This window comes from Streptomyces sp. WMMC1477 (assembly GCF_027460245.1).
Classification (GTDB): Bacteria; Actinomycetota; Actinomycetes; order Streptomycetales; family Streptomycetaceae; genus Streptomyces.
This window is the reverse complement of record NZ_JAPZBD010000003.1, coordinates 2,636,750-2,661,839: the sequence shown is the minus strand read 5'-3', so window position 1 is coordinate 2,661,839 and position 25,090 is coordinate 2,636,750. Positions and strand designations below refer to the sequence as shown.

At 70.4% G+C, this 25,090-nt stretch carries 23 protein-coding genes; 16 read left to right on the top strand and 7 right to left on the bottom strand.

Going from position 1 to position 25,090, the window contains the following annotated elements:
• Positions 1-212: 212 nt before the first annotated feature.
• Positions 213-773, top strand: a complete 561-nt coding sequence (locus O7609_RS12235; protein WP_269732927.1) for a hypothetical protein — start codon at positions 213-215, stop codon at positions 771-773.
• 38 nt (positions 774-811) lie between these two features.
• Positions 812-1,357: a bacterial proteasome activator family protein gene (locus tag O7609_RS12230; RefSeq protein ID WP_269732926.1), complete on the top strand. Its 546-nt coding sequence runs from the start codon at positions 812-814 to the stop codon at positions 1,355-1,357.
• Between the two features lie 189 nt (positions 1,358-1,546).
• Here the strand turns inward: O7609_RS12230 and O7609_RS12225 are convergent, their stop codons facing one another.
• Genes O7609_RS12225 through pdhA form a run of 3 tightly spaced genes read right to left on the bottom strand, consistent with a single transcriptional unit; the run spans position 1,547 to position 5,258 of the window.
• Positions 1,547-3,022 (bottom strand): dihydrolipoamide acetyltransferase family protein, encoded by a 1,476-nt coding sequence (locus tag O7609_RS12225; protein ID WP_269732925.1) that lies wholly within the window; start codon positions 3,020-3,022, stop codon positions 1,547-1,549.
• A gap of 24 nt (positions 3,023-3,046) precedes the next feature.
• Positions 3,047-4,036, bottom strand: coding sequence for an alpha-ketoacid dehydrogenase subunit beta (locus O7609_RS12220; protein ID WP_269732924.1), 990 nt, complete (start codon positions 4,034-4,036; stop codon positions 3,047-3,049).
• 1 nt (position 4,037) lies between these two features.
• The gene (gene pdhA, locus O7609_RS12215; protein WP_269732923.1) at positions 4,038-5,258 is read right to left on the bottom strand and encodes a pyruvate dehydrogenase (acetyl-transferring) E1 component subunit alpha; all 1,221 of its coding nucleotides are present in this window, start codon (positions 5,256-5,258) and stop codon (positions 4,038-4,040) included.
• Positions 5,259-5,603: 345 nt separating this feature from the next.
• Between pdhA and O7609_RS12210 the strand changes: the two genes are divergently transcribed.
• The gene (locus O7609_RS12210) at positions 5,604-6,323 is read left to right on the top strand and encodes a response regulator (protein WP_443072100.1); all 720 of its coding nucleotides are present in this window, start codon (positions 5,604-5,606) and stop codon (positions 6,321-6,323) included.
• A gap of 30 nt (positions 6,324-6,353) precedes the next feature.
• On the opposite strand, the gene O7609_RS12205 is transcribed toward O7609_RS12210, so the two are convergent.
• The gene (locus O7609_RS12205) at positions 6,354-8,126 is read right to left on the bottom strand and encodes a protein kinase domain-containing protein (protein WP_269732922.1); all 1,773 of its coding nucleotides are present in this window, start codon (positions 8,124-8,126) and stop codon (positions 6,354-6,356) included.
• A gap of 302 nt (positions 8,127-8,428) precedes the next feature.
• On the opposite strand from O7609_RS12205, the gene O7609_RS12200 reads away from it, so the two are divergent.
• The 3 genes from O7609_RS12200 (at position 8,429) to O7609_RS12190 (ending at position 12,294) form a co-directional block, all read left to right on the top strand.
• Positions 8,429-10,114 carry a protein kinase domain-containing protein gene (locus tag O7609_RS12200; RefSeq protein ID WP_269732921.1) on the top strand — a complete coding sequence of 562 codons (1,686 nt, stop codon included), beginning with the start codon at positions 8,429-8,431 and terminating at the stop codon, positions 10,112-10,114.
• 123 nt (positions 10,115-10,237) lie between these two features.
• On the top strand, positions 10,238-10,975 hold the full coding sequence (locus O7609_RS12195; RefSeq protein ID WP_269732920.1) for a GntR family transcriptional regulator: 738 nt from the start codon (positions 10,238-10,240) through the stop codon (positions 10,973-10,975).
• Positions 10,972-12,294: an MFS transporter gene (locus O7609_RS12190; RefSeq protein WP_269743584.1), complete on the top strand. Its 1,323-nt coding sequence runs from the start codon at positions 10,972-10,974 to the stop codon at positions 12,292-12,294. Before O7609_RS12195 ends, O7609_RS12190 begins: the two co-directional genes overlap by 4 nt.
• Before the next feature lie 117 nt (positions 12,295-12,411).
• Here the strand turns inward: O7609_RS12190 and O7609_RS12185 are convergent, their stop codons facing one another.
• A complete protein-coding gene (locus tag O7609_RS12185) occupies positions 12,412-13,236 on the bottom strand; it encodes a maleylpyruvate isomerase family mycothiol-dependent enzyme (protein WP_269732918.1) in 825 nt (274 codons plus the stop codon).
• Between the two features lie 162 nt (positions 13,237-13,398).
• Between O7609_RS12185 and O7609_RS12180 the strand changes: the two genes are divergently transcribed.
• From O7609_RS12180 to O7609_RS12165, 4 genes are all read left to right on the top strand, one after another.
• Entirely contained in the window at positions 13,399-14,178 is a 780-nt protein-coding gene (locus O7609_RS12180; RefSeq protein ID WP_269732917.1) for a carbon-nitrogen family hydrolase, read from the top strand.
• Positions 14,179-14,257: 79 nt separating this feature from the next.
• Complete coding sequence (locus tag O7609_RS12175) at positions 14,258-14,749, top strand: hypothetical protein (RefSeq protein ID WP_269732916.1); 492 nt, start codon at positions 14,258-14,260, stop codon at positions 14,747-14,749.
• Positions 14,750-14,764: 15 nt separating this feature from the next.
• Positions 14,765-17,029: a DUF6571 family protein gene (locus tag O7609_RS12170; protein ID WP_269743583.1), complete on the top strand. Its 2,265-nt coding sequence runs from the start codon at positions 14,765-14,767 to the stop codon at positions 17,027-17,029.
• Positions 17,026-18,129, top strand: a complete 1,104-nt coding sequence (locus tag O7609_RS12165; RefSeq protein WP_269743582.1) for a hypothetical protein — start codon at positions 17,026-17,028, stop codon at positions 18,127-18,129. Before O7609_RS12170 ends, O7609_RS12165 begins: the two co-directional genes overlap by 4 nt.
• 50 nt (positions 18,130-18,179) lie before the next feature.
• Here O7609_RS12165 and O7609_RS12160 read toward each other — a convergent pair whose 3' ends face one another.
• Positions 18,180-18,752 (bottom strand): helix-turn-helix transcriptional regulator, encoded by a 573-nt coding sequence (locus O7609_RS12160; protein ID WP_269743581.1) that lies wholly within the window; start codon positions 18,750-18,752, stop codon positions 18,180-18,182.
• A 228-nt stretch (positions 18,753-18,980) separates the two neighbouring features.
• Between O7609_RS12160 and O7609_RS12155 the strand changes: the two genes are divergently transcribed.
• The 4 genes from O7609_RS12155 to O7609_RS12140 all read left to right on the top strand — a co-directional run bounded on the left by O7609_RS12155 (position 18,981) and on the right by O7609_RS12140 (position 21,671).
• Positions 18,981-19,676 carry a DUF6571 family protein gene (locus tag O7609_RS12155; protein WP_269743580.1) on the top strand — a complete coding sequence of 232 codons (696 nt, stop codon included), beginning with the start codon at positions 18,981-18,983 and terminating at the stop codon, positions 19,674-19,676.
• On the top strand, positions 19,666-20,115 hold the full coding sequence (locus tag O7609_RS12150) for a hypothetical protein (protein WP_269743579.1): 450 nt from the start codon (positions 19,666-19,668) through the stop codon (positions 20,113-20,115). The genes O7609_RS12155 and O7609_RS12150 overlap by 11 nt, the downstream gene beginning before the upstream one ends.
• A 144-nt stretch (positions 20,116-20,259) precedes the next feature.
• Entirely contained in the window at positions 20,260-20,565 is a 306-nt protein-coding gene (locus tag O7609_RS12145) for a hypothetical protein (protein WP_269743578.1), read from the top strand.
• Positions 20,562-21,671 (top strand): hypothetical protein, encoded by a 1,110-nt coding sequence (locus tag O7609_RS12140; RefSeq protein ID WP_269743577.1) that lies wholly within the window; start codon positions 20,562-20,564, stop codon positions 21,669-21,671. Before O7609_RS12145 ends, O7609_RS12140 begins: the two co-directional genes overlap by 4 nt.
• A 50-nt stretch (positions 21,672-21,721) precedes the next feature.
• Here O7609_RS12140 and O7609_RS12135 read toward each other — a convergent pair whose 3' ends face one another.
• The gene (locus tag O7609_RS12135; RefSeq protein WP_269743576.1) at positions 21,722-22,072 is read right to left on the bottom strand and encodes a helix-turn-helix domain-containing protein; all 351 of its coding nucleotides are present in this window, start codon (positions 22,070-22,072) and stop codon (positions 21,722-21,724) included.
• Positions 22,073-22,167: 95 nt separating this feature from the next.
• On the opposite strand from O7609_RS12135, the gene O7609_RS12130 reads away from it, so the two are divergent.
• Together O7609_RS12130 and O7609_RS12125 are read left to right on the top strand one after the other, a co-directional pair.
• The gene (locus tag O7609_RS12130) at positions 22,168-22,659 is read left to right on the top strand and encodes a hypothetical protein (RefSeq protein ID WP_269732916.1); all 492 of its coding nucleotides are present in this window, start codon (positions 22,168-22,170) and stop codon (positions 22,657-22,659) included.
• Between the two features lie 15 nt (positions 22,660-22,674).
• Positions 22,675-24,930 (top strand): DUF6571 family protein, encoded by a 2,256-nt coding sequence (locus tag O7609_RS12125; protein WP_269743575.1) that lies wholly within the window; start codon positions 22,675-22,677, stop codon positions 24,928-24,930.
• Positions 24,931-25,090: the final 160 nt, after the last annotated feature.

Below are 25,090 nucleotides of genomic sequence, written 5' to 3'. Positions count from 1 at the left end.
GCCGACAGGGCCACGCGGGACCGACCGGGTCACGTGGCACCCACAGGGTCGGCCGGAGCCGACCGAGCCGACAGGGCCCCGAGAGCGACCGGGCCCACCAGATCCGACACAGCCGTGAGGGCCCGCAAGGGGCGCGAGCGCCCGCGGGGCCGCAAGGGGCCACAGGGCCGTGAGAGCCGCAGGGTCACGAGGGGTGGAAGGGGCGTGAGACCGTGAGAAGGTCCGCCATCGGGCTACTCGTCAGCGTCGCCGTCCTGGTGCCCACACCGGCCGTCGCCACCGGACCCGAGCCCTCCCAGGAGCCCACCGGGCCGCCCGTCTGGTACCGCGACGACGGCTTCCGGATCTCCCCCGAGCCGGGCTTCGGCCCGGACGGCACCCGGCCCAGCTGGACGTGGACCCCCGAGCCGCCGGAACCCCCGAGCGGCTCGCCGAGCCCCTCGCCCTCCCCCACGGGCCCCACCCCCGAACCCTCCGGCTCGCCCTCGCCCACCGCCTCCGACCGGTCCGCCCCCGCGGCGAACCCCGCGCCCCGCAGGCCGCAGGCCCCGGCCCACCAGTGGGTACCGCTGCCCGACCGCCCGGTGGAGACCTTCGGCAGCTACGACCTCTACGCCGACTACGCGGACCCGGCCGACACCGCGCGGCACTCCGGGCAGGCCGCCGCCGAGCCCGTCGTCGGCCCCGTCCTGCCCGTCCTCTCCCTCGGCGCCGGGTTCGCCTCCGTCGGCCTCGGCCTGGCCTTCCTCGGGCTGCGGTTGCGGCGGAGCTGAGCGTCCGGCCGGGTGCTGCGGGTGTGCAGAATGGACGCATGACACAGCCGACGAACGAACAGCCGCAAGACCGTTCACATGTCCTCGTGGTCGGCCCGGACGGCATGGCGCTGGGCACGCCCGGCGGCGGGGAGGGCGACGAGGAGTCGCACGAGGTCCCGGTCACCGAGATGGTGGAGCAGCCCGCCAAGGTCATGCGCATCGGCAGCATGATCAAGCAGCTCCTCGAGGAGGTGAAGGCGGCCCCGCTCGACGAGGCCAGCCGCGCCCGGCTGAAGGAGATCCACCACAGCTCCGTCAAGGAGCTGGAGGACGGCCTCGCGCCCGAGCTCATCGAGGAGCTCGAACGCATCTCCCTGCCCTTCATGGACGACGCCGTACCCAGCGAGGCGGAGCTGCGGATCGCGCAGGCCCAGCTCGTGGGGTGGCTCGAAGGGCTCTTCCACGGCATCCAGACCGCGCTGTTCGCCCAGCAGATGGCCGCGCGGGCCCAGCTGGAGCAGATGCGCCGGGCGCTCCCGCCGGGGATGAACGCCGAGGAGACCGAAGGTCGCGCCCCCGGCCGCTCGGGCCCCTACCTGTAACCGCCCCGCCCTGCGCTTGGGAGGTCTGCGCCAAAGGCGCAGGGCTGGCAAGCGCAGCCCCCAGCCCCTGGCACCGGCCCCCAGCGTCGATATGGCCGGCCGGGGCGGCCCCGGAAACGCGAGCGGGCCGTGGCCGGACAGAGATCCGGCCACGGCCCGCCGAGCGTGGCCACGAGCGGGCGGAGCCGCTCAGCTCCAGGTGATCAGGCGCTTGGGGCGTTCCAGGACCGCCGCTGTGTCCGCCAGCACCTTCGAGCCCAGCTCGCCGTCGACCAGCCGGTGGTCGAACGACAGCGCCAGCGTGGTGACGTGACGCGGCTTCACCTTGCCCTTGTGGACCCAGGGCTGCTCCTTGATCGCGCCGACGGCGAGGATCGCGGACTCTCCCGGGTTCAGGATCGGGGTGCCCGTGTCGACGCCGAACACGCCGACGTTGGTGATCGTCACCGTGCCGCCCTGCATGTCCGCGGGGGACGTCTTGCCCTCGCGGGCCGTGGCGATCAGCTCGCCCAGGGCCTGGGACAGCTCCGGCAGGGTCTTGGCGTCCGCGTCCTTGATGTTCGGCACGATCAGACCGCGCGGGGTGGCCGCCGCGATGCCCAGGTTGACGTAGTCCTTGTAGACGATCTCCTGGTTCTCCTCGTCCCAGGACGCGTTGACGTCCGGGTTGCGGCGGATCGCCGTGAGGAGCGCCTTGGCCACGAGCAGCAGCGGGTTGACGCGCAGGCCGGCCATGTCCCGGTCCTGCTTGAGCTCCTCCACGAGCCGCATCGTGCGCGTCACGTCGACGGTGACGAACTCCGTGACGTGCGGGGCCGTGAAGGCGCTGGAGACCATCGCCGCGGCCGTCGCCTTGCGGACGCCCTTGACCGGCACCCTGCGCTCGCGGATGGCCGCCATGGACTGCGGCTCGACGGCGGCGACCGACGGGGCTGGGGGTCCCCCCGGACGGAGCCCGGGGGAGGGCTCCGCCGGAGCGGCCGCGGGGGCGGGCGCCGGGGCGGCGGCCGCGTGGACGTCCTCACGGGTGATGATCCCGTCCGGGCCGGTCGGGGTGACCCGGGCCAGATCCACACCGAGGTCCTTGGCCAGCTTGCGCACCGGCGGCTTGGCCAGCGGCCGGGTGGCGGCCTCCCCGGTGGGCGCGGCCGGGGCCGGGGCGCCGGGGACGGTGCCGTTCATCTCGGCCTGGAGCGCCTCGGCGGCACCGCGCTCGGGCATCGGGGCCGCCTGCTTGCGGGGCCGGCGCTTGGTGGAGGTGGCGGACACGCCGTAGCCGACGAGCACCGGCTGCCGCTTGCCCTCCTCCGGGGCCTCGGGCTCGGCCGACGGGGCGGCGGGCTCCGCCGGGGCCGGGGAGGCCTCGGCGGCGGGCTCCGGGGCGACGGGCTCGGCGGCGCCCTCGCCGGGGGCGGTGTCGACGGTGATGATCGCCGTACCGACGTCCACCGTCGTGCCCTCGTCGAAGTGGAGCTCGCTGACCGTCCCGGTGAAGGGGATCGGCAGCTCGACGGCGGCCTTGGCCGTCTCGACCTCGCACACGATCTGGCCGTCGGTCACCGAGTCACCCGGCTTGACGTGCCAGGACAGGATCTCCGCCTCGGTGAGACCCTCGCCCACGTCGGGCATCTTGAACTCGCGGAAGCGCTGCGCGTTCGCAGTCATCGTCACGATTCTCCTCGTCCCTGCTCAGTACGCCAGGGCGCGGTCGACGGCGTCGAGCACCCGGTCCAGACCCGGCAGGTACTCCTCTTCCAGGCGGGCGGGCGGGTACGGCGCGTGGAAGCCGCCGACGCGCAGCACCGGCGCCTCCAGGTGGTAGAAGCAGCGCTCGGTGATCCGGGCCGCGACCTCCGCACCGGAACCGTAGAACACCGGTGCCTCGTGGACGACCACGAGCCGGCCCGTCTTCTCGACCGACTGCTGGACGGTGTCGAAGTCGATCGGCGACATCGAGCGCAGGTCCACGACCTCGACCGAGCGGCCCTCCTCCTCGGCGGCCGCGGCGGACTCCAGGCACGTCTTCACCATGGGGCCGTAGGCCGCCAGGGTGATGTCGGTGCCGGTGCGGACCACCTGGGCCCTGTGCAGCGGGGCGGGGATGGAGGCGCTGTCGACGACGCCCTTGTCCCAGTAGCGCCGCTTCGGCTCGAAGAAGATCACCGGGTCGTCGGACTCGATGGCCTGGCGCATCATCCAGTAGGCGTCGTTCGCGTTCGACGGCGAGACGCACTTGAGGCCCGCGACGTGCGCGAACAGCGCCTCGGGCGACTCGCTGTGGTGCTCGACGGCGCCGATGCCGCCGCCGTAGGGGATGCGGATGACGACCGGCAGCTTCACCTTGCCGAGTGCGCGGGCGTGCATCTTGGCCAGCTGGGTGACGATCTGGTCGTAGGCGGGGAAGACGAACCCGTCGAACTGGATCTCGCAGACCGGGCGGTAGCCGCGCAGGGCCAGACCGATCGCGGTGCCGATGATGCCCGACTCGGCCAGCGGAGTGTCGATGACCCGGTCCTCGCCGAAGTCCTTCTGGAGGCCGTCGGTGACTCGGAAGACGCCGCCGAGCTTGCCGACGTCCTCTCCCATGATCAGAACCTTGGGGTCGGCCTCCAGCGAGGCGCGCAGCGACTCGTTGATCGCCTTGGCGACGGGCAGCTGGCCCGAACTCTTGGCAGCCATGTCAGTGGCCCTTTCCGGCGGTCTCGTCGGCGTCCGCGAAGGACGCGAGGTACTCGGAGAACTGGGCGCGCTCCTCGTCGATCAGCGCGTGCCCGTCGGCGTAGACGTTCTCGAAGATCGCCATGGTGTCCGGGTCGGGCATGGTGCGGATCTTCTCGCGCACGCTGACGCCCAGCTCCTCGCTCTCCTTCTCCAGCTCGGCGAAGAACGCCTCGTCGGCCAGGCCCTCCTTCTCCAGGTAGGTGCGCAGCCGCAGGATCGGGTCCTTGGCCTCCCAGGCCGCCCGCTCGTCGTCCGTGCGGTAGCGGGTCGGGTCGTCGGAGGTGGTGTGGGCGCCCATGCGGTATGTGAACGCCTCGACCAGCATCGGGCCCTGCCCGGAGCGGGCGTGCTCCAGCGCGGCCCGCGTCACGGCCAGGACGGCCAGCACGTCGTTACCGTCCACCCGCACGCCGGGGAAGCCGTAGCCGGCGGCGCGCTGGTAGATCGGCACCCGGGACTGCTTCTCGGTGGGCTCGGAGATGGCCCACTGGTTGTTCTGGCAGAAGAAGACCACCGGCGCGTTGTAGACCGCGGAGAAGGTGAAGGCCTCCGCGACGTCGCCTTGGCTGGAGGCACCGTCACCGAAGTACGCGATGACGGCCGAGTCGGCGCCGTCCTTCGTGATGCCCATCGCGTAGCCCGTCGCGTGCAGGGCCTGCGAGCCGATCACGATCGTGTACAGGTGGAAGTTGTTGCTGTTGGGGTCCCAGCCGCCGTTGTTCACACCGCGGAACATCCCGAGCAGGTTCGACGGGTCCACGCCGCGGCACCAGGCCACGCCGTGCTCCCGGTAGGTGGGGAAGACGTAGTCGTCGTCCCGCAGCGCCCGGCCGGAGCCGATCTGCGCCGCCTCCTGGCCGAGCAGCGAGGCCCACAGGCCCAGCTCGCCCTGGCGCTGCAGCGACGTCGCCTCGGCGTCGAAACGCCGGGTCAGGACCATGTCGCGGTACAGGCCGCGCAGCTCCTCGGCGCTCAGGTCGATGCCGTAATCCGGGTGCTCGACGCGCTCACCCTGCGGGGTGAGCAGCTGGACGAGCTCCGGCTGCTCGGGTGCGGACGCGCCCTTGGCGCGTGCGGGGGCCTTCTTGGCCGCCGTCTTCTTGGCGGCCGGCTTGGCCGCCGCCGTCCGCTTTCCGCCGCTGCGCGACGTTCCGCGCGCGGCAGTGCTTTCCACGGTCACGAGTGCTCCTCCGTCTGTCCGGCCCCCGGGGTCTCCGGAAGAGCCAGTGCGGCTCGCCCGGTGTCGCTACGGCGCACGGGGTGGGTGCGGCGCGGTTGGACCGAGCGGTGACAGGTGTCCCGTTCGACGGCCCGCACAGGGCACGTTACCCAGTAACACGGCAGGGCCGCGAAACACCCCTGACCTGCGATTTTCCTTGGATTTCCAAGTAAATCGCCGGGGTCTCCGCGGTGGCCGGGAGCGTCACTGGTCACAGCCTTGCAGCCTCGAAGGACTAACGCACGTTAACCCGGAGGGTGCGCCTTCGGGAAGAGCAAACGGAGGTCAATATGTGAGACTGGCATCGTGTCCGAAAGTGGACGAATCCGGGTGTTCCTCCTTGACGATCACGAGGTCGTCCGGCGGGGCGTGCGCGAGCTCCTGGAGGCCGAGGCCGACCTCGACGTCGTCGGCGAGGCGGCCACCGCCGCCGAGGCCCTGGCCCGCGTCCCGGCCACCCGTCCCGACGTCGCCGTCCTGGACGTCCGGCTCCCCGACGGCAGCGGCGTCGAGGTCTGCCGCGAGGTCCGCTCACGGGACGAGGACGTCGCCTGCCTCATGCTGACGTCCTACGCGGACGACGAGGCGCTCTTCGAAGCGATCATGGCCGGCGCCTCCGGCTACGTCCTCAAGGCCATCCGGGGCACCGACCTCGTCGCCGCCGTCCGGGACGTCGCCGCCGGCCGCTCCCTGCTCGACCCCGTCGCCACCGCACGGGTCCTGGCCCGGCTCCGCGGCGCCTCCGCGGCCGCCGCGTCCCCCGGCGCGCCTCCGGGCACCCCGGCCGCCGCCGGACGGGGACCGGGCACCGACCCGCTGCTCGCGGGCCTCACCGACCAGGAACGGCGCATCCTCGACCTCATCGGGGAGGGCCTGACCAACCGGGCCATCGGCGACCGGCTGCACCTGGCCGAGAAGACGGTCAAGAACTACGTCTCCGCGCTCCTGGGCAAGCTCGGCATGGCCCGCCGCTCCCAGGCCGCCGCCTACGTCGCCCGCCACCACGCCCGCGCCGACCGCCGCTGAGCCCCCCGGGTCCGCGCTGGGCCGAACGGGTCAGGGCGCGATGTCGTCGGGGCCACCCGAGGCGGTGCCGCCGCCCGAGCCGCCCGAGTCTCCCGTGCTGCCCTCGGACGTGCCCGGGTCCCCTGATCCACCCTCGGAGGTGCCCCCCTCGGCTCCGTCGGTGGTGCCGTCGGTGGTGCCGTCCGTCGTCCCGTCGGTCGTCCCGTCGGTGGTGCCGTCGGTGGTGCCGTCCGTCGTCCCGTCCGTACCGCCCTCGGTGTCACCCGTCGTGGCGCCCGTCGGGTCGTCCGGGTCCTCGGTCGGGGTGCTGGGGTCGTCCGTCGGGTCCTCGTCGGTGGGCGGCGGGGAGAAGGTGTCGTCGTCGTCCGGGGGCTCGACGCCTCCGCTGCCGGTGCCGTCCTGCGTCGGGTCGTCCGTCGGCGTCTCGTCCGGCTTCTCGTCCGGCGTGGTCTCCTCGTCCGTCGGCGACTGGGTCGACTCCGTCGGCGCGGGCGTCTTGCCCTGGTCCTTGTTCACGTTCTGCAACGCGAACAACACGCCCGCCGCGACCGCCAGCACCGCGAAGAACGAGATCAGCGCGTACTTCAGGCCGCCGCCGCGCCGCTCCTCGTAGCCTCCGTCGTCGTACCCCCTGCCGTCGTACCCCCCGTCCTCCGGGTTCGGGTGGCCGAGCAGCATCGGCGGCGCGGGCTGACCGAGGGTGTCGGAGTTGCGGCCGGCCGGGCCGCGGCCCATCGGCGCCGGGGCGCCCATCGCGGGGGTGGCGCCCGTCGACGTCACGGGGCCGGTGTTCCACAGGCCGCCGGTGTGCCCGCCCTGCTCCTGCAGCTGGCGCAGGGCGTACTGGATGAGGCCGCGCATCTCCTCGGCCGACTGGAACCGGTCGTCCGGGTCCTTGGCGAGGGAGCGCAGCACCAGCCCGTCGAGCTCCGGCGGCACGCCGTCCGCCGCCTCGGACGGCCGCACCGGCTCGTCCTGGACGTGCTGGTAGACGACCGACAGCGGGGTCTCGCCGGTGAACGGAGGACGGCGGGTCAGCAGCTCGTAGAGCAGGCAGCCGGTGGCGTACAGGTCCGAGCGCGTGTCCACCGTCTGGCCGAGCGCCTGCTCGGGGGAGAGGTACTGCGGTGTGCCCATGACCATGCCGGTCTGCGTCATGGTCTGGGACGCGCCGTGCAGGGCCCGCGCGATGCCGAAGTCCATCACCTTCACCGCGCCGGTGTCGGTGATGATCACGTTGGCCGGCTTGATGTCGCGGTGGACGATGCCGTGCTGGTGGCTGTAGGCCAGCGCCTCCAGGACCCCGGAGACGATGATCAGGGCCTGGTCCGGCGGGGGTGCGTCGGCGGCGAAGAGGAGGTCGCGGATCGTGCGGCCCTCGACCAGCTCCATGACGATGTACGGCACGGTGTTGCCGTCCACCGTGTCCTCGCCCGAGTCGTAGACGGCGACGACGGCGTGGTGGTTGAGACCGGCCACGGACTGGGCCTCGCGCGTGAAGCGGGCCTTGGAGACCGGGTCCTCGGCGAGGTCGGTGCGCAGCAGCTTGACGGCGACCGTGCGACCCAGTCGCACGTCCTCGGCGGCGAAGACCTCGGCCATGCCGCCGCGGCCGAGCCGGCGCAGCAGCCGGTACCGGCCGTCACCGACCAGCCCGCCCTTGCCCCACGCCTCGGCGCCCTTGGCGGACTGCGCCCCGCCGGGGGGACCGGTGGGATCCGACGATCCGGAAGGGGCGCCCGACGCGCCGTCGTCGGCCTCGTCGGGGCCCTGGGAGCCTCCCGGGGAGTGCGTCTGTCCCATCAGTCCTCGCCGTGTCTGGAACCCGCCGGGTGCGGGCGCGCGTGTGGGGGAAGGAAGGGCCATCCAATCCGCTTCGGGTTGGCGCTGGCAAGTCGCGTCCGTCCGGTGGCCGGGGTCCGCCCCGCCGTCCGCCCGGCGCCCGACCATCCGTGCATCGGATCACGGAACGGGCACGCGGCTTGACTCGCCGCACCCCTGAGGCAGACTTGGCTGGTATCCGGGGGGAGAATCCCCGCAGTAGCAACCGTACATGCGCGAGACTGGCCCGGCCGCGGGCTGCGGCGCCGAGGGGGAGCAGCCAGATGACCGATGCCGGTGGCGGGCAGCCGACGAACTTCGAAGGCCGCACCGTCGGTAACCGCTACCAGGTGCGGGAACTCCTCGGCGCGGGTGGCATGGCCTCCGTCTACCTCGCCTACGACGGGGTGCTCGACCGCCAGGTCGCGGTCAAGACGCTGCACTCGGAGCTGGGCCGCGAGGCCGCGTTCCGCGAGCGGTTCCGCCGCGAGGCCCAGGCCGTCGCGAAGCTCACGCACACCAACATCGTCTCCGTCTTCGACTCGGGCGAGGACACGATCGACGGCGCGCCCGTGCCGTTCATCGTCATGGAGTACGTCGACGGCAAGCCGCTGCGCAACGAACTCGACGACGACATCCGCCAGTACGGCGCGATGCCCCCCGAGAAGGCGCTCCAGGTCACCGCCGACGTGCTGGCCGCCCTGGACGTCAGCCATGAGATGGGCCTCGTCCACCGCGACATCAAACCCGGCAACGTCATGCTCACCAAGCGTGGCGTGGTCAAGGTCATGGACTTCGGCATCGCCCGCGCCATGCAGTCCGGTGTGACGTCGATGACCCAGACGGGCATGGTCGTCGGCACGCCCCAGTACCTCTCCCCGGAGCAGGCGCTCGGCCGTGGCGTGGACGCCCGCTCGGACCTCTATACCACCGGCATCATGCTTTTCGAGCTGCTGACCGGCCGGCTGCCCTTCGACGCCGACTCCCCCCTGGCCATCGCCTACGCGCACGTCCAGGAGGAGCCGGTCCCGCCGTCCTCCATCAACCAGGCGCTGCCTCCGGCGGTCGACGCGCTCGTCGCCCGCGCGCTGCGGAAGAACCCGAACGAGCGGTTCCCGAGCGCCCAGGCCATGCGCACCGAGACCCTGCGCATCAGCGGCTCGGGGGCGACGACGGGTGTGGCCCCGGTCATCATCGCCGGCGGCCCCGGCCAGAACAGCGGCGCGGGCGTCGCCCAGTCCGTCTTCCCGCCCGTCAGCTCCACCGGCACCCCGCCGCCGTCCACCCAGCCCATGCCGCAGGGCGGCTACGCCTACCCGCCGCAGCAGGGCTTCGGCCCCTCGACCCCGCCGCCCGGCCAGCCGCAGGGGTACGCGACCCCCGCCTACTCCATGCAGCCGGGCGGCCCCGTCACCCCCGTCCCGGCCTCCGGCGGCGGCACGAGCGGCGGCGGCAACCGCAACCTGCTCATCGTCGCCGTCGCGGCCGTCACCGCCGTCGTGATCATCGTCGGCCTCGTCCTCGTCGGCCAGCTGTCCGGCGGTGACGACGAGGAGCCCGAGGCGAGGACGTCCCCGTCCGCCGTGCCGGAGCCCACGGGGAAGACGCCGACGGACCCGGAGCCGGAGCCGGAGCCGGAGCCCACCGACGACAAGCCGAAGTTCAAGGACGAGGACAAGTCCCGCACGATCGACGCCGAGAAGTGCACCGAGGCCCGGGACTACTCGATCGACGACGAGGAGGGTGAGGACGCCCCGGTCTCCATGCCGGACCTCACCTTCAAGCACATCGACTCGGTGAAGGACTGCATCCGCCTGGCGGGCTGGACGCTCGAGACCGACATCACCTACGAGGACGAGGCCATCTACGGCAAGAACACCGTCCTGGAGCAGAAGCCCGAGGCATGGCGGCCCTTCGACCCGGAGGAGGACAAGGTCGAGCTGACCGTCTCCACCGGCAAGGAAGGCTGAGCCTCCCCGCTCTTTCCCGAAGGCGGCCCGTCGTTCGCGGCGGGCCGCCTTCGCGCGTTCCCGGGCGGGTCCACATCGCGGAAGCGGACCCACGCGGGGCGCTGTTGTATCTATGGTGTGCCCATGTCGACGTCCCGGGGTCCCGCCGCCACGCCCACCGCGCCCGCTCCCTCCCCCGGCTCCTCCCCGGGTGCTCCCCCCGGCCCCTCTTCCGGCAACACGTCCCCCGGCAAAGCACCGCCCGCCGCCGAACGCGTCTACGCCCACGTCAAGCAGGCCGTCCTGGACCGCCGGTACGAGGGCGGCATGCTGCTCACCGAGGGCGAACTGGCGGAGGCCGTCGGTGTCTCCCGCACCCCTGTCCGCGAGGCCCTCCTGCGGCTGGAGGCCGAGGGGCTCCTGCGGCTCTACCCGAAGAAGGGCGCCCTCGTCCTGCCCGTCTCCGCCCAGGAGATCGGCGACGTCGTCGAGACCCGGCTGCTCGTCGAGGAGCACGCCGCCCGGCGCCCCGCCACCCCCGCACTCGTCGCCGAGCTGGAGGAGCTGCTGGAGCGGCAGCGGGAGCTCGCACGGGCCGGCGACCTCGCCCAGGTCGCCGTCGTCGACCGGTGCTTCCACGCCGCCATCGTCCGCGGCACCGGCAACCAGATCCTCACCCGGCTCTACGACCAGCTCCGCGACCGCCAACTGCGCATGGGCGTCGCCGTCATGCACGCCCACCCCGGCCGCATCGCCCAGAACCTCGCCGAACACACCGAGATCCTCGACGCCCTGCGGGCCGGGGACGCCGACGCCGCCGTGGCCGCCGTCCACCGGCACGTCGGCTCCGTGCGCGCCCTGCTCCGGGGCGACGTCCGATGACGGCGGGCACCCCCGCGAAGGCCCCGCCGCCCCGGCTCCCGGGCGACCCGCCCGGCGGTTCCCGCGCCGTGGCCATGTGGAGCATCGGCGTCGCCGTCTACTTCCTCGCCGTCACCTACCGCACCAGCCTCGGCGTCGCGGGCATCGAGGCCGCCGAGCGCTTCGACGTCAACGCCTCCGTGCTGTCCACCTTCTCCCTCCTCCAGCTCATGGTCTACGCGGGCATGCAGATCCCCGTCGGCCTCCTGGTGGACCGCTGGGGCACGCGCAAGGTGCTCAGCCTCGGCATCGTCCTGTTCACCACCGGCCAGTTCGGCTTCGCCCTCGCCGACTCCTACCCCCTGGCCCTCGGCTGCCGCGCCCTCCTCGGCTGCGGCGACGCCATGACGTTCATCAGCGTGCTGCGGCTCGGCGCCCGCTGGTTCCCGGCCCGCCGCGGCCCGCTCGTCGCCCAGCTCGCCGGGCTCATCGGTATGGCCGGCAACCTCGTCACCACGCTCGTCCTCGCCCGCGTCCTGGCCGCCTTCGGCTGGACGCCCACCTTCGCGGGCAGCGCCCTCGGCGGGCTCCTCGCGCTGCTCCTCGTCCTCTCCCTGCTCCGTGACGCGCCCCCCGGACACCAGCCCGACACCGCCCACCACGGCCAAACCGGCTACGTGCGCCGGCAGATCGCCGCGGCCTGGGCCGAGCCCGGCACCCGGCTGGGCATGTGGGTGCACTTCACCGCGCAGTTCCCGGCCATGGTGTTCATGCTGCTGTGGGGGCTGCCCTTCCTCGTCGAGGCGCAGGGGCTCGACGTCGGGACCGCGGGCATCCTGCTCACCGTCGTCGTGCTGTCCAACATGGTCGTCGGCCTCGTCTACGGGCAGACCATCGCCCGGCACCACCGGGCCAGGGCGCCGCTCGCCCTGGGCACCGTCGGCGCCACCGCGCTGCTGTGGGCCGTCGTCCTCGCCTGGCCGGGGCGGGCCCCGACGGAGGTCCTGGTGACGCTGTGCCTCGTCCTCGGCGCCTGCGGGCCCGCGTCCATGATCGGCTTCGACTTCGCGCGGCCCGCCAACCCGCCCGAGCGTCAGGGCACGGCTTCCGGAATCGTCAACATGGGTGGTTTCACCGCCTCCATGACGACACTGCTCGCCATCGGGGTGCTCCTCGACCTCACCGGCGACGACTACCGCGTCGCGTTCTCCGCCGTCTTCGTCCTCCAGGCCCTCGGGGTCAGCCAGGTCCTCCGGCTGCGTGGACGGGCGCAGCGCAGGGAGCGGGAACGGACCGTCACCAGCCGTGTGGAGGCCGTGCACGTCCCCGCGCAGACGTGACGCCCACGGCCGGCTACGCCGTCACGACGTCACGCCCTCCGCGCCGTCAACCCCTCCGCGCGCCCTGGCCGCCGGGCTCCCTCACGCCCTGCGGCACCGTCGTGCCGTGCGGCTCCCTCACGCCGTCACCGCGAAGCTGGCCAGGATCGCGTCCGCCAGCCGCTGGTCGCCCTCGACCTTGACCTGCTCCGCCACCGCCTGCGGACGCACCCGGCCACACGCCAGCCGCACGTACGTCTCCCAGTCCAGCGCGAACGTCACCGCCGGTCCGAGGGAGGGGCTGCCGTTGATCGTCGCCTTGCCCTCCCGGTCCACCCGAACGGTCCGCATGAACTCCACCGGACCCGTCACGTCGAACACCACCGCCGAGTTCTTCGGCGCCGAGGCCCGCCGCGCGACGACGTCCGGCAGCGCCTCGAAGAACACGTCCCGCGCCACCTGCGCGCCCGGCGCGTCCAGGTTCCCCGGCTTCCCCAGCGCACGCCGCAGGTCCTGCTCGTGCGCCCACACGTCGAAGGCGCGCTCCCGCAGCAGATCCACGAACGCGATCTCGTGCCCCAGCGGATGCCGCAGCACCGCGTCGGGCGCGCGCTTGTCGTTCCTCAGCTGCCGGGACCGCCGGATGACCGTGTACTCGAGCTCGCTGGTCATCTCCGGCCCGGTGTGGTGCCGCCGGACGTCGACCTGCACCTCCATGCGGCGGCTGGTTTCGTCCTTGACGTGGTACAGGTCGCGGGGCAGCGTGTGGATCGGGCGCGGGTCGCCCAGCAGCTCGCACTCGAGGCCGATCACGTGCGAGACGATGTCCCGCACCGACCACCCCGGAACAGACGTGGCGCGGTTCCACTCGCCCTCGACGAGCGGCTGCACCAGCTCGGATATGGCTTCGACAGAATGAGTCCAGGCGTCGACGTAGGGTTGAAGGCTCGGGTGCTCGGTCACTGGGCCCCTCGTGGCAACGGTACGGATCTGTTCGCGGGCGGATGTCCTTCAAGTTAGTCTGCGGACGGGCACCCGGGCACCGCTTTTGCGTGACGATCGTAGGCGCTTCGAGGCGTGGCCCGGCGCCCGGCGTGGACCTGCGACCCGAGGGAGCACCCGACCATGCGTACCGCGCTCATCCAATTCCACGTCGATCCGGACGACTCGGTCGACGCCCGCCGCACCAAGGCCGCCGCGCTCGTCCGCGAACAGTCCGGCGCCGACCTCGTCGTCCTCCCCGAGCTGTGGCCCGTCGGCGCCTTCTCCTTCCGCTCCTTCGAGGAGGCCGCCGAGCCCGCCGCCGAGGGCCCCACCGCCCAGGTGATGTCCGCCGCCGCCCGTGACGCCGCCGTCTGGCTGCACGCCGGCTCCGTCATCGAGCGCGCCCCCGACGGCGCCCTCTACAACACCGCCCTCGTCTTCGCCCCCGACGGCACCCTCGCCGCCACCTACCGCAAGATCCACCGCTTCGGCTTCGACCGCGGCGAGGCCACCCTGCTCTCCGCCGGCACCGCGCCCGTCACCCTGCACGCCGCCGACACCACGCTGGGCCTGGCCACCTGCTACGACCTGCGCTTCCCCGAGCTGTTCCGGGCCCTCACCGACGCGGGCGCCCAGGTCATCGTCCTCCCGGCCGGCTGGCCCGCCGCCCGAGGCGCCCACTGGACGCTCCTCGCCCGCGCCCGCGCCGTGGAGAACCAGTGCCACGTCCTGGCCTGTGGCACCGCCGGAACCCATGCGGGAGTCCCGCAGTTCGGCCACAGCGCCGTGTTCGACCCGTGGGGCGAGACCGTCGCCGAGCTCCCCCACGACGAGCCGGGCGTCCTCACCGCGGAGCTCGATCTCGGCCAAGTCGGCACGGTTCGGTCGGAGTTCCCCGTCCTCAAGGACCGTGTGCTGTAGCCTTCGCCGCTGCCCTGGCTATGCTCGAAGCTGTGTGGCGCCTCGCGCGCCGCCGCGGCATGGATCGACGGGGGTACGGATGTCCGACAGGAACGGCACGCGGCTCAACCAACTCGACGGCTCTACCGGCCCGCTGGGGCCCGTCGGGCCCGACGTGGGGTGGTCGGTTCCGCAGCAGAAGGCCGCGGCCGAGTACGTCGAGAAGCACCTCGGCCCGGACACCAACAAGGCCGGCGTCATGGCCGATACGGACAACAACGCCATGACGGGCGACCCCAACGTGCCGAGTGCGATCAGTCCGGGCGCGCTGCGGGGCTGGGACCTGGAAGCCGGCCTCACCCACCGCAGGGACGAGTGGGAGACGGCCCTCCGGCAGCTCAAGGGCCGCATCGAGGCGGAGCTGCAAGGCCTGCGCAACACCGGAATCCTCTTCTCGAACAACGAGCTGGAGACGGAGTCCGCGCTCCGCGGCCTCATCACGCCCGAACTGGAGGCCGGGGCGGCCGGCGACAACCGCTGGAGACCGCCCTACGCCGCGCCCCGCGCGACCAGCCCCATCGCGGACCTGTGAGGAAGAGCGGCGGACATGCCCGTTGACTACGAGAAGATCATCAGTACCGACCTGTCCTCCCTCCACGATGCCGCGACGGCGTGGAAGAACATGGGGAAACGGTTCGGCGAGCTGCACGACAACTACCGCGACCACGTCCACGACGCCGTCTGGGCGGACACGACCCGCGCCTGGTCCGGCCAGGGCGCCAACGTCTTCCTCAACCAGGCCACGATCACCCAGGGCGAGTACGCCGCCGCCCGCGACGAGGCCAAGGCCGTCGGTGGGATGCTCCAGGACGCCTACGAGATCCTCAAGCCACTGCGCCAGGCCGTCATCGACACCGCGGAGGACGCCGAACAGTCCTGGCTGAACGTCAGCCCCGAGGGCCGCTGCGCCATCGACTTCGACAAGGTCCCGGCGGAGTACCAGCAGCAGTACCGCCACGACGCCACCCTGCGCACTGCCCGCGAAGACCTCTGGAACGGGAAGATAGCCAAGGCGGTCGAGGCGGTGCAGACGGCCGACGCCAACATCAAGAAGGCCCTGATGTCCGAAGGGGGAGATCTTTCGGCCTTCAACGGCGGCTTCAACAGCTCGCTCAAGGGCGACATCGGCGAGACGCGCGCGGGCCGGGCTGGCGAGCTGTACGACAAGATCCAGGACGGCGAGAAGCTCAGCGACAAGGAGCGCGCGGAGCTCAACCGCATCATGGTGGCCAACGAGAACGACCCGGAGTTCAGCCGCACCCTCCTCACCTCCCTGGGCGGACCCGAGGGCACGATCCGCGTGCACAACGAGCTCGCCGAGCGGGCTTACGCCGACGACACCGGCAACAAGAAGCGCCACCTCACGCTCGACGCCCACCTGGCCAACGTCCTGCGCACCGCCACCACCGTCGACGGCAAGGACACGGCTGCGGACAAGAGGTTCTACGAGCAGTGGCGCGAGGACCTCAAGGAGGCCGGTGTCAAGAAGTACGAGGTCGACTTCACGGACTACGACCACACCGACGCCCAGGACGTCCGTGGCTACCAGAGCATCGTCACCCTCATGCAGCAGGGCGGCGGCTACGACGATCAGTTCCTCCACGACCTCGCTGACGACATCCGCGCCGCGGAGGACGAGGACAAGGGCGGGGACAAGGACATCTGGGACCTGCGGGGCACCTTCGCGGGTGAGCAGCAGAAGGACGGAACGTTCGACGACAGCCGCAAGGGCTGGTTCGCGAACGACCCCCTCGACGGTGTGCTCGGGATCATGAGCAAGGACCCGGGTGCCGCGACCGCCTACCTCGATCCCGGTACCGAGGCGGGCAAGGACCGCCTCCAGTATCTGGAGCACGACCGTGACTGGGAGAACGTCGACACGTCCAAGGGCTATGGCAAGACCCACGAGATCCCCGGCGGCCCCGACATCGAGGACGCCGACACCCGTACCGGCTTCGGCGCCGCCCTGGAGGCCGCGATGACCGGCAACGTTCCCGGCACCGAGGGCTCGGAGGACTTCGCCAGGCACAGCCCCGCCGAGATCCGGGTGCTGGAGCACGTCGTCACGGAATACGCGGAGGCCGCGAAGGTCGACAAGGGCGCCATCCCCGAGAACATGCGCCAGAACTTCGCCAACGCCCTCGCCTTCTACCCGCAGGACGTCAACGACATTCTCGGTATGCGCGGCAATCTGCCGTCGGAGATGAACGACGTCGACATCGACCGACTCACGATGAACCAGTTCATCCGCGGCGTCGCCGAGGACGGCACCGCCTTCCGCACGATTCACGACTCCCAGATGGAGGTCATCGCCGGGGACGTCCACTCGCTCGGCGCGGAGGACTTTGAGAAGGGGAGCGCTGACGCGGGGAAGGTGGCCCGGGAGGGCGGCCAGGTCATGGGCGCGTTGGACCACATCCGCGCCGACGTCCTCGGCTCGGACCGGGACGACGAGATCAACCGGAACAACTGGAACAAGACGTACCAGTACCACGCCGCCGGAGCGCTGGTGACCGGCACTCCGATCCTTGGCGACACCATCCAGCGCCTCATCGACATCGGCGCCGGCCAGCACGCGGAGAACCTCAACAACGAGGTCACGGACAAGACCACCGAAGAACTGATCGCTCACTATTCGAAGAATGGATACCCTCGACTGGAACAGATGTTCGTCGAGCGTGCCGACCAAGTGGGACTGGATACTCCGGACATGCGCAAGGAACCGTTCCAGAATCAGGTCTTGGGCGAGGCCTCCGACGGCTATTCGTTCGGTATCGACGACGCAGAGGGTTCGACGGGAGTGCAGGAGTGAGCGATCCGGAGCGACGGACGAACCGACGGGCCGTTGTGATCATCCTCGCCCTGGCTTTGGTGTGCGCCTCGATTGGCGGCGTTCTCCTCTGGGCGACGCGGGACGAGGCCGCCCCGGAGCCGCATGCCTGCCAGGGTTACCTGACCGACGAGGCGATCTCCTTCCTCGCCGGGGGGAAGGAGGTAGACGATGACCCGTCCTGGACGCAGTACGTGGACGACTCGGGTGCCTTCGAGTCCCATGCTGCCGAGGTCCTCGGAGACCTGTCGCGCTGCGGCGTGATCCTGCCCAACGGTGACATCGCGGAGTTCACGACTTCCACCGTCTGGGATGTCGGTCCGTATCAATCGGCTCCTCTGGACGCGAGTTGGTACGGCCACGCCGCTCCCCTGGGATCGGCCCTCGGTGGCTGGACGGAGCGAGGGCGTGGTGCGGTACTCCTGCCCGACGCGTGTACGAAGAAGTTCCCCTCACAGGGGAAGCCGGTGCAGGTGACGCTCAAGTTGCGGCACGCTTACATCGGCGACGTACCAGCGCCATCGCGCCCCGAACTCGCGGGAGCGCTCGTCTCCTACGCCTCGACCATGGCCGAGCTCAAGGGGTGCGGCACCAAGGGCTTCCGGTTGTCCGGTGTCGTTCCGGAGGCGGCATCGCCGGAGTCTCTCCCGGACAGGGACGGCTGCGGACTCCCCGGATTCGTCGCGACGCGGCCGCAGAGTGCGGGGCCGGCGCTGGACCAGGCGGTTGTGGGCAGCGCCGGGGACAGTTGGAGCTGTGTTGTGGGCCGCGAGCTAGACGGCGAGGAGCCCCAGGCCGCCGCCGCGTTCGTTCTCACCACACACCAGCAGATCATCGAGCGGTATGACCGCGCAACGCATCGCGACAACGAGAACACCCGGGCGGAGCTGGTGACCTGTGCCGGGAAGGAGTACCTGGCGATCTTGGTATTCGGTGCCGAGGACGCCGAGGACCCGCCACCGCACATGGAGCAGGGTCAGAAGCTTGCCGAGACGCGGCTGAAGCCGAAGGAGGAGCTGTACCAGGATTTCCTGGCCGCCGCGAAGACCTCCCTCGGCTGTTCGGCGGCGCCGGGGCGGTGACCGGTTGGCCCGGAGGGCCCGAGGCTCTCCGGGCGCGAGGTCGGGTCGGGCTACGCCTGGGCGGAGCGGAAGAGGGGGCGGTCGGCCGTTGAGGGGGCGCCGGTGCCGTGCCCCGGCGCCTGGCGTGGCTCCGGCAGCTGGGTGAGGTGCCGGGGGCGGGGCGTGACCGGCAGCATCCCGTGATGGGCGGCGCGGGCACCGGCCGCGAAGCGGCTGGTGGCGCCGAGCCGTTGCATCAGGTCGGCGATCAATCGGCTCGCGGTGCGCGGTGACACCCCGAGGGTGCGCGCGATGGCCTCGTCCTTCATGCCGTCGGCCAGCAGTCGTGCCAGGACGTGGTGTTCGTCGGACAGCCCGGACGGGGGAAGACCCGCCTCCGGGGTGTAGGGGGCCGCTTCGCGCCAGGTGTGCTCGAACACCGCGGAGAACGCGGCCACGAGCGGTGCGCCGCGGATGACGAGCGGGCGGCTGAGCGGTTCCTCCTCGTCCGGGGCGGGCAGCACGGCGAAGTCGGAGTCGATGATCATCACGTTGAGCGGGATGACCGAAGCGATCCGCAGGTCCACGCCCGCCGCCGAGAGCTGGTCGAAGTCGTGTTGTCGGTCGGAGTTCCCCGTTCTCAAGGACCGTGTGCTGTAGCTTTCGCCGCTCCCCTGGCTATGCTCGAAGCTGTGTGGCGCCTCGCGCGCCGCCGCGGCATGGATCGACGAGGGTACGGATGTCCGACAGGAACGGCACGCGGCTCAACCAACTCGACGGCTCGACCGGCCCGCTGGGGCACGTCGGGCCCGACGTGGGGTGGTCGGTTCCGCAGCAGAAGGCCGCGGCCGAGTACGGAGCTCAACCGCATCATGGTGGCCAACGAGAACGACCCGGAGTTCAGCCGCACCCTCCTCACCTCCCTGGGCGGACCCGAGGGCACGATCCGCGTGCACAACGAGCTCGCCGAGCGGGCTTACGTCGACGACACGGGTAACAAGAAGCGACACCTCGCGCTGGACGGCCACCTCGCCAACGTCCTGCGCACCGCCACCACGGTCGACGGCAAGGACACGGCGGCGGACAAGAGGTTCTACGAGCAGTGGCGCGCCGACCTCAAGGAAGCCGGCGTCAAGGAGTACAGGGTCGACCTCACGGAGACCGACTACGACAAGCCGCAGGACGTCTGCGGCTACCAGAGTCTGGTCACGCTCATGCAGCAGGGCAGCGGCTACGACGACCAATTCCTCCACGACCTCGCCGACGACATCCGCGCGGTCGAGGACGAGGACAAGGGCGGGGACAAGGACATCTGGGACCTGCGAGGAACCTTCACGGGCGAGCAGCAGAAGGACGGCACGTTCGACGACAGCGGCAAGGGCTGGTTCGCCAACGACCCCCTCGACGGCGTGCTCGGTATCATGAGCAAGGACCCGGCTGCCGCGACCGCCTACCTCGACCCCGGAACCGAAGCGGGCAAGGACCGGCCTCCACTACCTGGAACACGACCGCGACTGGAACGTCGTCGACACGTACAAGCAGCTTCACAACGGGGAGATGTCCGGTGACGACAAGACCGACACCGACATCCGTACCGGCTTCGGCGCCGCCCTGGAAGCCGCGATGACCGGCAACGTCCCCGGCACCGAGGGGTCGGAGGACTTCGCCAAACACAGCCCCGCCGAGATCCGGGTTCTGGAGCACGTCGTCACGGAATACGCGGAGGCCGCGAAGATCGACAAGAGCGCCATCCCCGAGAACATGCGTCAGAACTTCGCCAACGCCCTCGCCTTCTACCCGCAGGACGTCCACGATGTCCTCGGCGTGCGCGGCAACCTGCCCACCGAGATGAACGACATCGAGATCGACCGCTCCACGATGAACCAGTTCATCCGAGGCGTTGCCGAGGACGGCACCGCGTTCCGCACCATCCATGACTCCCAGATGGAGGTCATCGCCGGGGACGTCCACGCACTCAGCGGGGAGGACCTCCGAACAGGCAGCTAGGGCGCGAGAGAAGTGGCCCGCGAGAGTGGCCAGGTCATGGGGGCCCTCGACCACATCCGCGCTGACGTGCTCGGTTCGCACCGGGACGACCAGATCAGCCAGAACAACTAGAACAAGACGTACCAATACCATGCCGCCGGCGCCTTGGTGACTGGAACCCCGATCCTCGGGGACACGATTCAGCGCCTCATCGACATCGGCGCCGGGCAGCACGCGGAGAACCTCAACAATGAGATCACGGACAAGACCACGGAGGATCTCATCGACTACTACCGAGACAAGGGCTACCCCCGCCTGGAGGAAATGTTCACGGCCCAGGCCGAAGAGCAGGGCCTGAGCAATAAGGACATGCGCGACGCGCAGTTTCAGGAGGAGATCCTGGAGAGGGCCTCCACTAACTACTCGTCGGCCATCCACGACTCCGAGGGTTCGACGGGGGACCGGGATTGAGCGACTCCGACAAGTCCCGGCGGCACCCGCTGACCCGGCTCCCCGTCATAGCCGTCGTCCTCGTCTCGCTCGGCGCCGTGATCGGTGGCGGCGCCTACTGGGCCATGGGCGAGGAAGAGCCGGTGCAGAAGCACTGCGAGGGCTACTTGAAACGCGAAGCCATCTCCCTCCTAGCCGGAGGGGACCCAGGCGACTACGAACCTTCCTGGACCACCTACGTGGATGCCACCGGTGGCTCCAAGTACCCGGCCGCCAAGGAACGGGGAGATCTCTCCCGCTGTGGCGTCTCCCTGCCTAACGGGGACGTCGCGGAGTTCAGGACCTCGACGGCATGGGAGGAGGGCCCGTATCGACCGGCACCGATCGGCGCCAACTGGTACAACGATGCCACCCCCCTCGGCTCCGGCGTCAGCGGCTGGACGGAGCAGGGGTACGGCGTGGTACTGCTTCCCGACGCGTGTGCCGAGAAGTTCCCCTCCCAAGGAGAACCCGTTCAGGTGGCCCTCAAGCTGCGGCAGGCGTACTGGGGCAACCTGCCCGCGCCTCCGCAGTCGGATCTGGCGAAGGCGCTGGTCTCGTACGCCTCGACCATGGCCGAGCTCGAGGGGTGCGGCGCGAAGGACTTCCGGTTGACCGGCGACGCTCCGGAGAAGCCGTCGCCGCAGCCCCTCCCCGACGGCGACCACTGTGCGCTGCCCGGATTCATCGTGCCCCGGCCTCAGGACAGCGGCCCGGCGTTGGAGCAGACGGTCGTGGGCAGCGCCGGGGACAGCTGGAGCTGTGTGGTGGGACGGGAACTCGACGGCGAAGAGCCTCAGCCCGCCGTCGCGTTCGCCCTCTCCACCCACCAGCAGGCCCTCGACAGGTACGACCCCGCCACGCACCGCGACAACGAGAACACCCGGGCGGAGCTGGTGACGTGTGCCGGGAAGGAGTATCTGGCGATCTTGGTATTCGGTGCCGAGGACGCCGAGGACCCGTCACCGCACATGGAGCAGGGTCAGAAGCTTGCCGAGACGCGGTTGAAGTCGAAGGAGGAGCTGTACCAGGATTTTCTGGCCGCCGCGAAGACCTCCCTCGGCTGTCCGGCGGCGCCGGGGCGGTGACCGGCCGGCCCGGAGGGCCCGAGGCTCTCCGGGCGCGAGGTCGGGTCGGGCTACGCCTGGGCGGAGCGGAAGAGGGGGCGGTCGGCCGTCGAGGGGGCGCCGGTGCCGTGCCCCGGCGCCTGGCGTGGCTCCGGCACCTGGGTGAGGTGCCGGGGGCGGGGCGTGACCGGCAGCATCCCGTGATGGGCGGCGCGGGCACCGGCCGCGAAGCGGCTGGTGGCGCCGAGCCGTTGCATCAGGTCGGCGATCAATCGGCTCGCGGTGCGCGGTGACACCCCGAGGGTGCGCGCGATGGCCTCGTCCTTCATGCCGTCGGCCAGCAGTCGTGCCAGGACGTGGTGTTCGTCGGACAGCCCGGACTGGTCGAAGTCGTGTTGTCGGTCGGAGTTCCCCGTTCTCAAGGACCGTGTGTTGTAGCCTTCGCCGCTGCCCTGGCTATGCTCGAAGCTGTGTGGCGCCTCGCGTGCCGCCGCGGCATGGATCGACGGGGGTACGGATGTCCGACAGGAACGGCACGCGGCTCAACCAACTCGACGGCTCGACCGGCCCGCTGGGGCCCGTCGGGCCCGACGTGGGGTGGTCGGTTCCGCAGCAGAAGGCCGCGGCCGAGTACGTCGAGAAGCACCTCGGCCCGGACACCAACAAGGCCGGCGTCATGGCCGATACGGACAACAACGCCATGACGGGCGACCCCAACGTGCCGAGTGCGATCAGTCCGGGCGCGCTGCGGGGCTGGGACCTGGAAGCCGGCCTCACCCACCGCAGGGACGAGTGGGAGACGGCCCTCCGGCAGCTCAAGGGCCGCATCGAGGCGGAGCTGCAAGGCCTGCGCAACACCGGAATCCTCTTCTCGAACAACGAGCTGGAGACGGAGTCCGCGCTCCGCGGCCTCATCACGCCCGAACTGGAGGCCGGGGCGGCCGGCGACAACCGCTGGAGACCGCCCTACGCCGCGCCCCGCGCGACCAGCCCCATCGCGGACCTGTGAGGAAGAGCGGCGGACATGCCCGTTGACTACGAGAAGATCATCAGTACCGACCTGTCCTCCCTCCACGATGCCGCGACGGCGTGGAAGAACATGGGGAAACGGTTCGGCGAGCTGCACGACAACTACCGCGACCACGTCCACGACGCCGTCTGGGCGGACACGACCCGCGCCTGGTCCGGCCAGGGCGCCAACGTCTTCCTCAACCAGGCCACGATCACCCAGGGCGAGTACGCCGCCGCCCGCGACGAGGCCAAGGCCGTCGGTGGGACGCTCCAGGACGCCTACGAGATCCTCAAGCCACTGCGCCAGGCCGTCATCGACACCGCGGAGGACGCCCAACAGTCCTGGCTGAACGTCAGCCCCGACGGCCGGTGCACGATCGACTTCGACAAGGTCCCCCCGGAGCACCAGGAGGAGTACAGCAAGGACGACCGCCTGCGCACTGCCCGCGAAGACCTCTGGAACGGGAAGATAGCCAAGGCGGTCGAGGCGGTGCAGACGGCCGACGCCAACATCAAGAAGGCCCTGATGTCCGAAGGGGGAGATCTTTCGGCCTTCAACGGCGGCTTCAACAGCTCGCTCAAGGGCGACATCGGCGAGACGCGCGCGGGCCGGGCTGGCGAGCTGTACGACAAGATCCAGGACGGCGAGAAGCTCAGCGACAAGGAGCGCGCGGAGCTCAACCGCATCATGGTGGCCAACGAGAACGACCCGGAGTTCAGCCGCACTCTCCTCACCTCCCTGGGCGGACCCGAGGGCACGATCCGCGTGCACAACGAACTGGCTGACCGGGCTTACCACGACGACACGGGAAACAAGAAGCGACACCTAGCCCTCGATACGCATCTGGCCAACGTCCTGCGCACCGCGACAACAGTCGACGGCAAGGACACGGCGGCGGACAAGAGGTTCTACGAGCAGTGGCGTTCCGACCTGCGTGAAGCGGGCGTAAAGAAGTACGACACCGACATGATGCGCTGGCAGGAGGACGACGTCCTCGGCTACCAGAGTCTCGTGACGCTCATGGACCGGGGCAGCGGTTACGACCAGCAGTTCCTACACGACCTTGCCGATGACATCCGAGCAGCCGAGGACAAGAGCAAGGGCGGGGAACCCGACATCTGGGACATGTCGAGAAGGTTCGCAGGGGAACAACAGAAGGACGGCACGTTCGACGATTCAGGGAGTGGCTGGTTCAAGAACGATCCCCTCGACGGCGTGCTCGGGATCATGAGCAGGGACCCAGAGGCCGCGACAGCCTACTTCGACCCGGCTTCCGAGGACGGCAGGGACCGCCTGGACTACTTGGAGAACAAGCGCGACTGGGACATCGTGGAGACCAGCAAGCCGGGCGGCAAGTACTCGCACGTGGGGCCTGACGTACCCGACGAAGATGCACGTACAGGCTTCGGCGCGGCTCTCGAAGCCGCGATGACCGGCAATGCCCCCGGCACCGAGGGGGCGGAGGACTTCGCCAGGCACAGCCCCGCCGAGATCCGGGTGCTGGAGCACGTCGTCACGGAATACGCGGAGGCCGCGAAGGTCGACAAGGGCGCCATCCCCGAGAACATGCGCCAGAACTTCGCCAACGCCCTCGCCTTCTACCCGCAGGACGTCAACGACATTCTCGGCAGGCTCGGCAGCTTCCCCTCTGACATGAACGGTGTGGATGTTGACCGCCAGGAGATGCAGCAATTCATCCGAGGAGTGGCGGAAGACGGGGCTGCCTTCCGTACAGTCCACGACTCCCAGATGGAAGTCATCGTAGGCAACGTTTCGGCGCTCGATGCTCAAGACCTGAGAACAGGGAACGCTGACGTGATTGCGGTGGCCGAGAAGGGGGGGCGGACTATGGGGGCTCTCGATTATATCCGGGCCGACGTCCTCGGCTCTGACCGGGACGCTCAGATATCTGTGAACAACTGGAGCAAGACTTATACCTATCACGCTGCCGGTGCTCCGGTGACGGCAATCCCGATCGTCGGTGACTCCCTCCAGCGCCTGATCGATATCGCGGCTGGTCAGCATGCCGAGAATTTGAACAATGAACTTGCTGACAGGACTAGGGGTGAGTTGATCTCTTATTATCGGGAAGAAGGGTATCCGCGTCTTGAGGAACTATTCAAGGAGCGCGGGAGGCAGGTCGGCCTGAGCGTGGAGGAGATGAGCAACGAAAAGAAGCCGTTCCAGCAGATCATTCTTGACGAATCTTCCTCCGCTTATGCCTTTGGTATAGGCGATTCGGAAGGTTCCACCGGGGGGCGGGTGTGAGCGACAAAGGAGCGCCCCGGCGGCCGCTTGTGCGTCGGCTCCTGGTCATCGGCCTCCTTGTTGCGTCACTCTGCGTTGTGGCCGGAGGGGTCGTTTATTGGGCGACGGGCGGCGAAGAGCCGGAACCGGAATGGTGTGCGGGCTACCTGACGGAAGAAGC

Excerpts from the sequence above, each read along its gene's own strand:
- O7609_RS12125 (WP_269743575.1), top strand. The coding sequence starts at position 22,675 with ATGCCCGTTGACTACGAGAAGATCATCAGTACCGACCTGTCCTCCCTC.
- O7609_RS12190 (WP_269743584.1), top strand. The coding sequence starts at position 10,972 with ATGACGGCGGGCACCCCCGCGAAGGCCCCGCCGCCCCGGCTCCCGGGC.
- O7609_RS12150 (WP_269743579.1), top strand. The coding sequence starts at position 19,666 with ATGTCCGGTGACGACAAGACCGACACCGACATCCGTACCGGCTTCGGC.
- O7609_RS12175 (WP_269732916.1), top strand. The coding sequence starts at position 14,258 with ATGTCCGACAGGAACGGCACGCGGCTCAACCAACTCGACGGCTCTACC.
- O7609_RS12155 (WP_269743580.1), top strand. The coding sequence starts at position 18,981 with ATGGTGGCCAACGAGAACGACCCGGAGTTCAGCCGCACCCTCCTCACC.
- O7609_RS12220 (WP_269732924.1), bottom strand. The coding sequence starts at position 4,036 with ATGGCTGCCAAGAGTTCGGGCCAGCTGCCCGTCGCCAAGGCGATCAAC.
- O7609_RS12170 (WP_269743583.1), top strand. The coding sequence starts at position 14,765 with ATGCCCGTTGACTACGAGAAGATCATCAGTACCGACCTGTCCTCCCTC.
- O7609_RS12205 (WP_269732922.1), bottom strand. The coding sequence starts at position 8,126 with ATGGGACAGACGCACTCCCCGGGAGGCTCCCAGGGCCCCGACGAGGCC.
- O7609_RS12200 (WP_269732921.1), top strand. The coding sequence starts at position 8,429 with ATGACCGATGCCGGTGGCGGGCAGCCGACGAACTTCGAAGGCCGCACC.
- O7609_RS12225 (WP_269732925.1), bottom strand. The coding sequence starts at position 3,022 with ATGACTGCGAACGCGCAGCGCTTCCGCGAGTTCAAGATGCCCGACGTG.
- O7609_RS12180 (WP_269732917.1), top strand. The coding sequence starts at position 13,399 with ATGCGTACCGCGCTCATCCAATTCCACGTCGATCCGGACGACTCGGTC.
- O7609_RS12130 (WP_269732916.1), top strand. The coding sequence starts at position 22,168 with ATGTCCGACAGGAACGGCACGCGGCTCAACCAACTCGACGGCTCGACC.
- O7609_RS12195 (WP_269732920.1), top strand. The coding sequence starts at position 10,238 with ATGTCGACGTCCCGGGGTCCCGCCGCCACGCCCACCGCGCCCGCTCCC.
- O7609_RS12230 (WP_269732926.1), top strand. The coding sequence starts at position 812 with ATGACACAGCCGACGAACGAACAGCCGCAAGACCGTTCACATGTCCTC.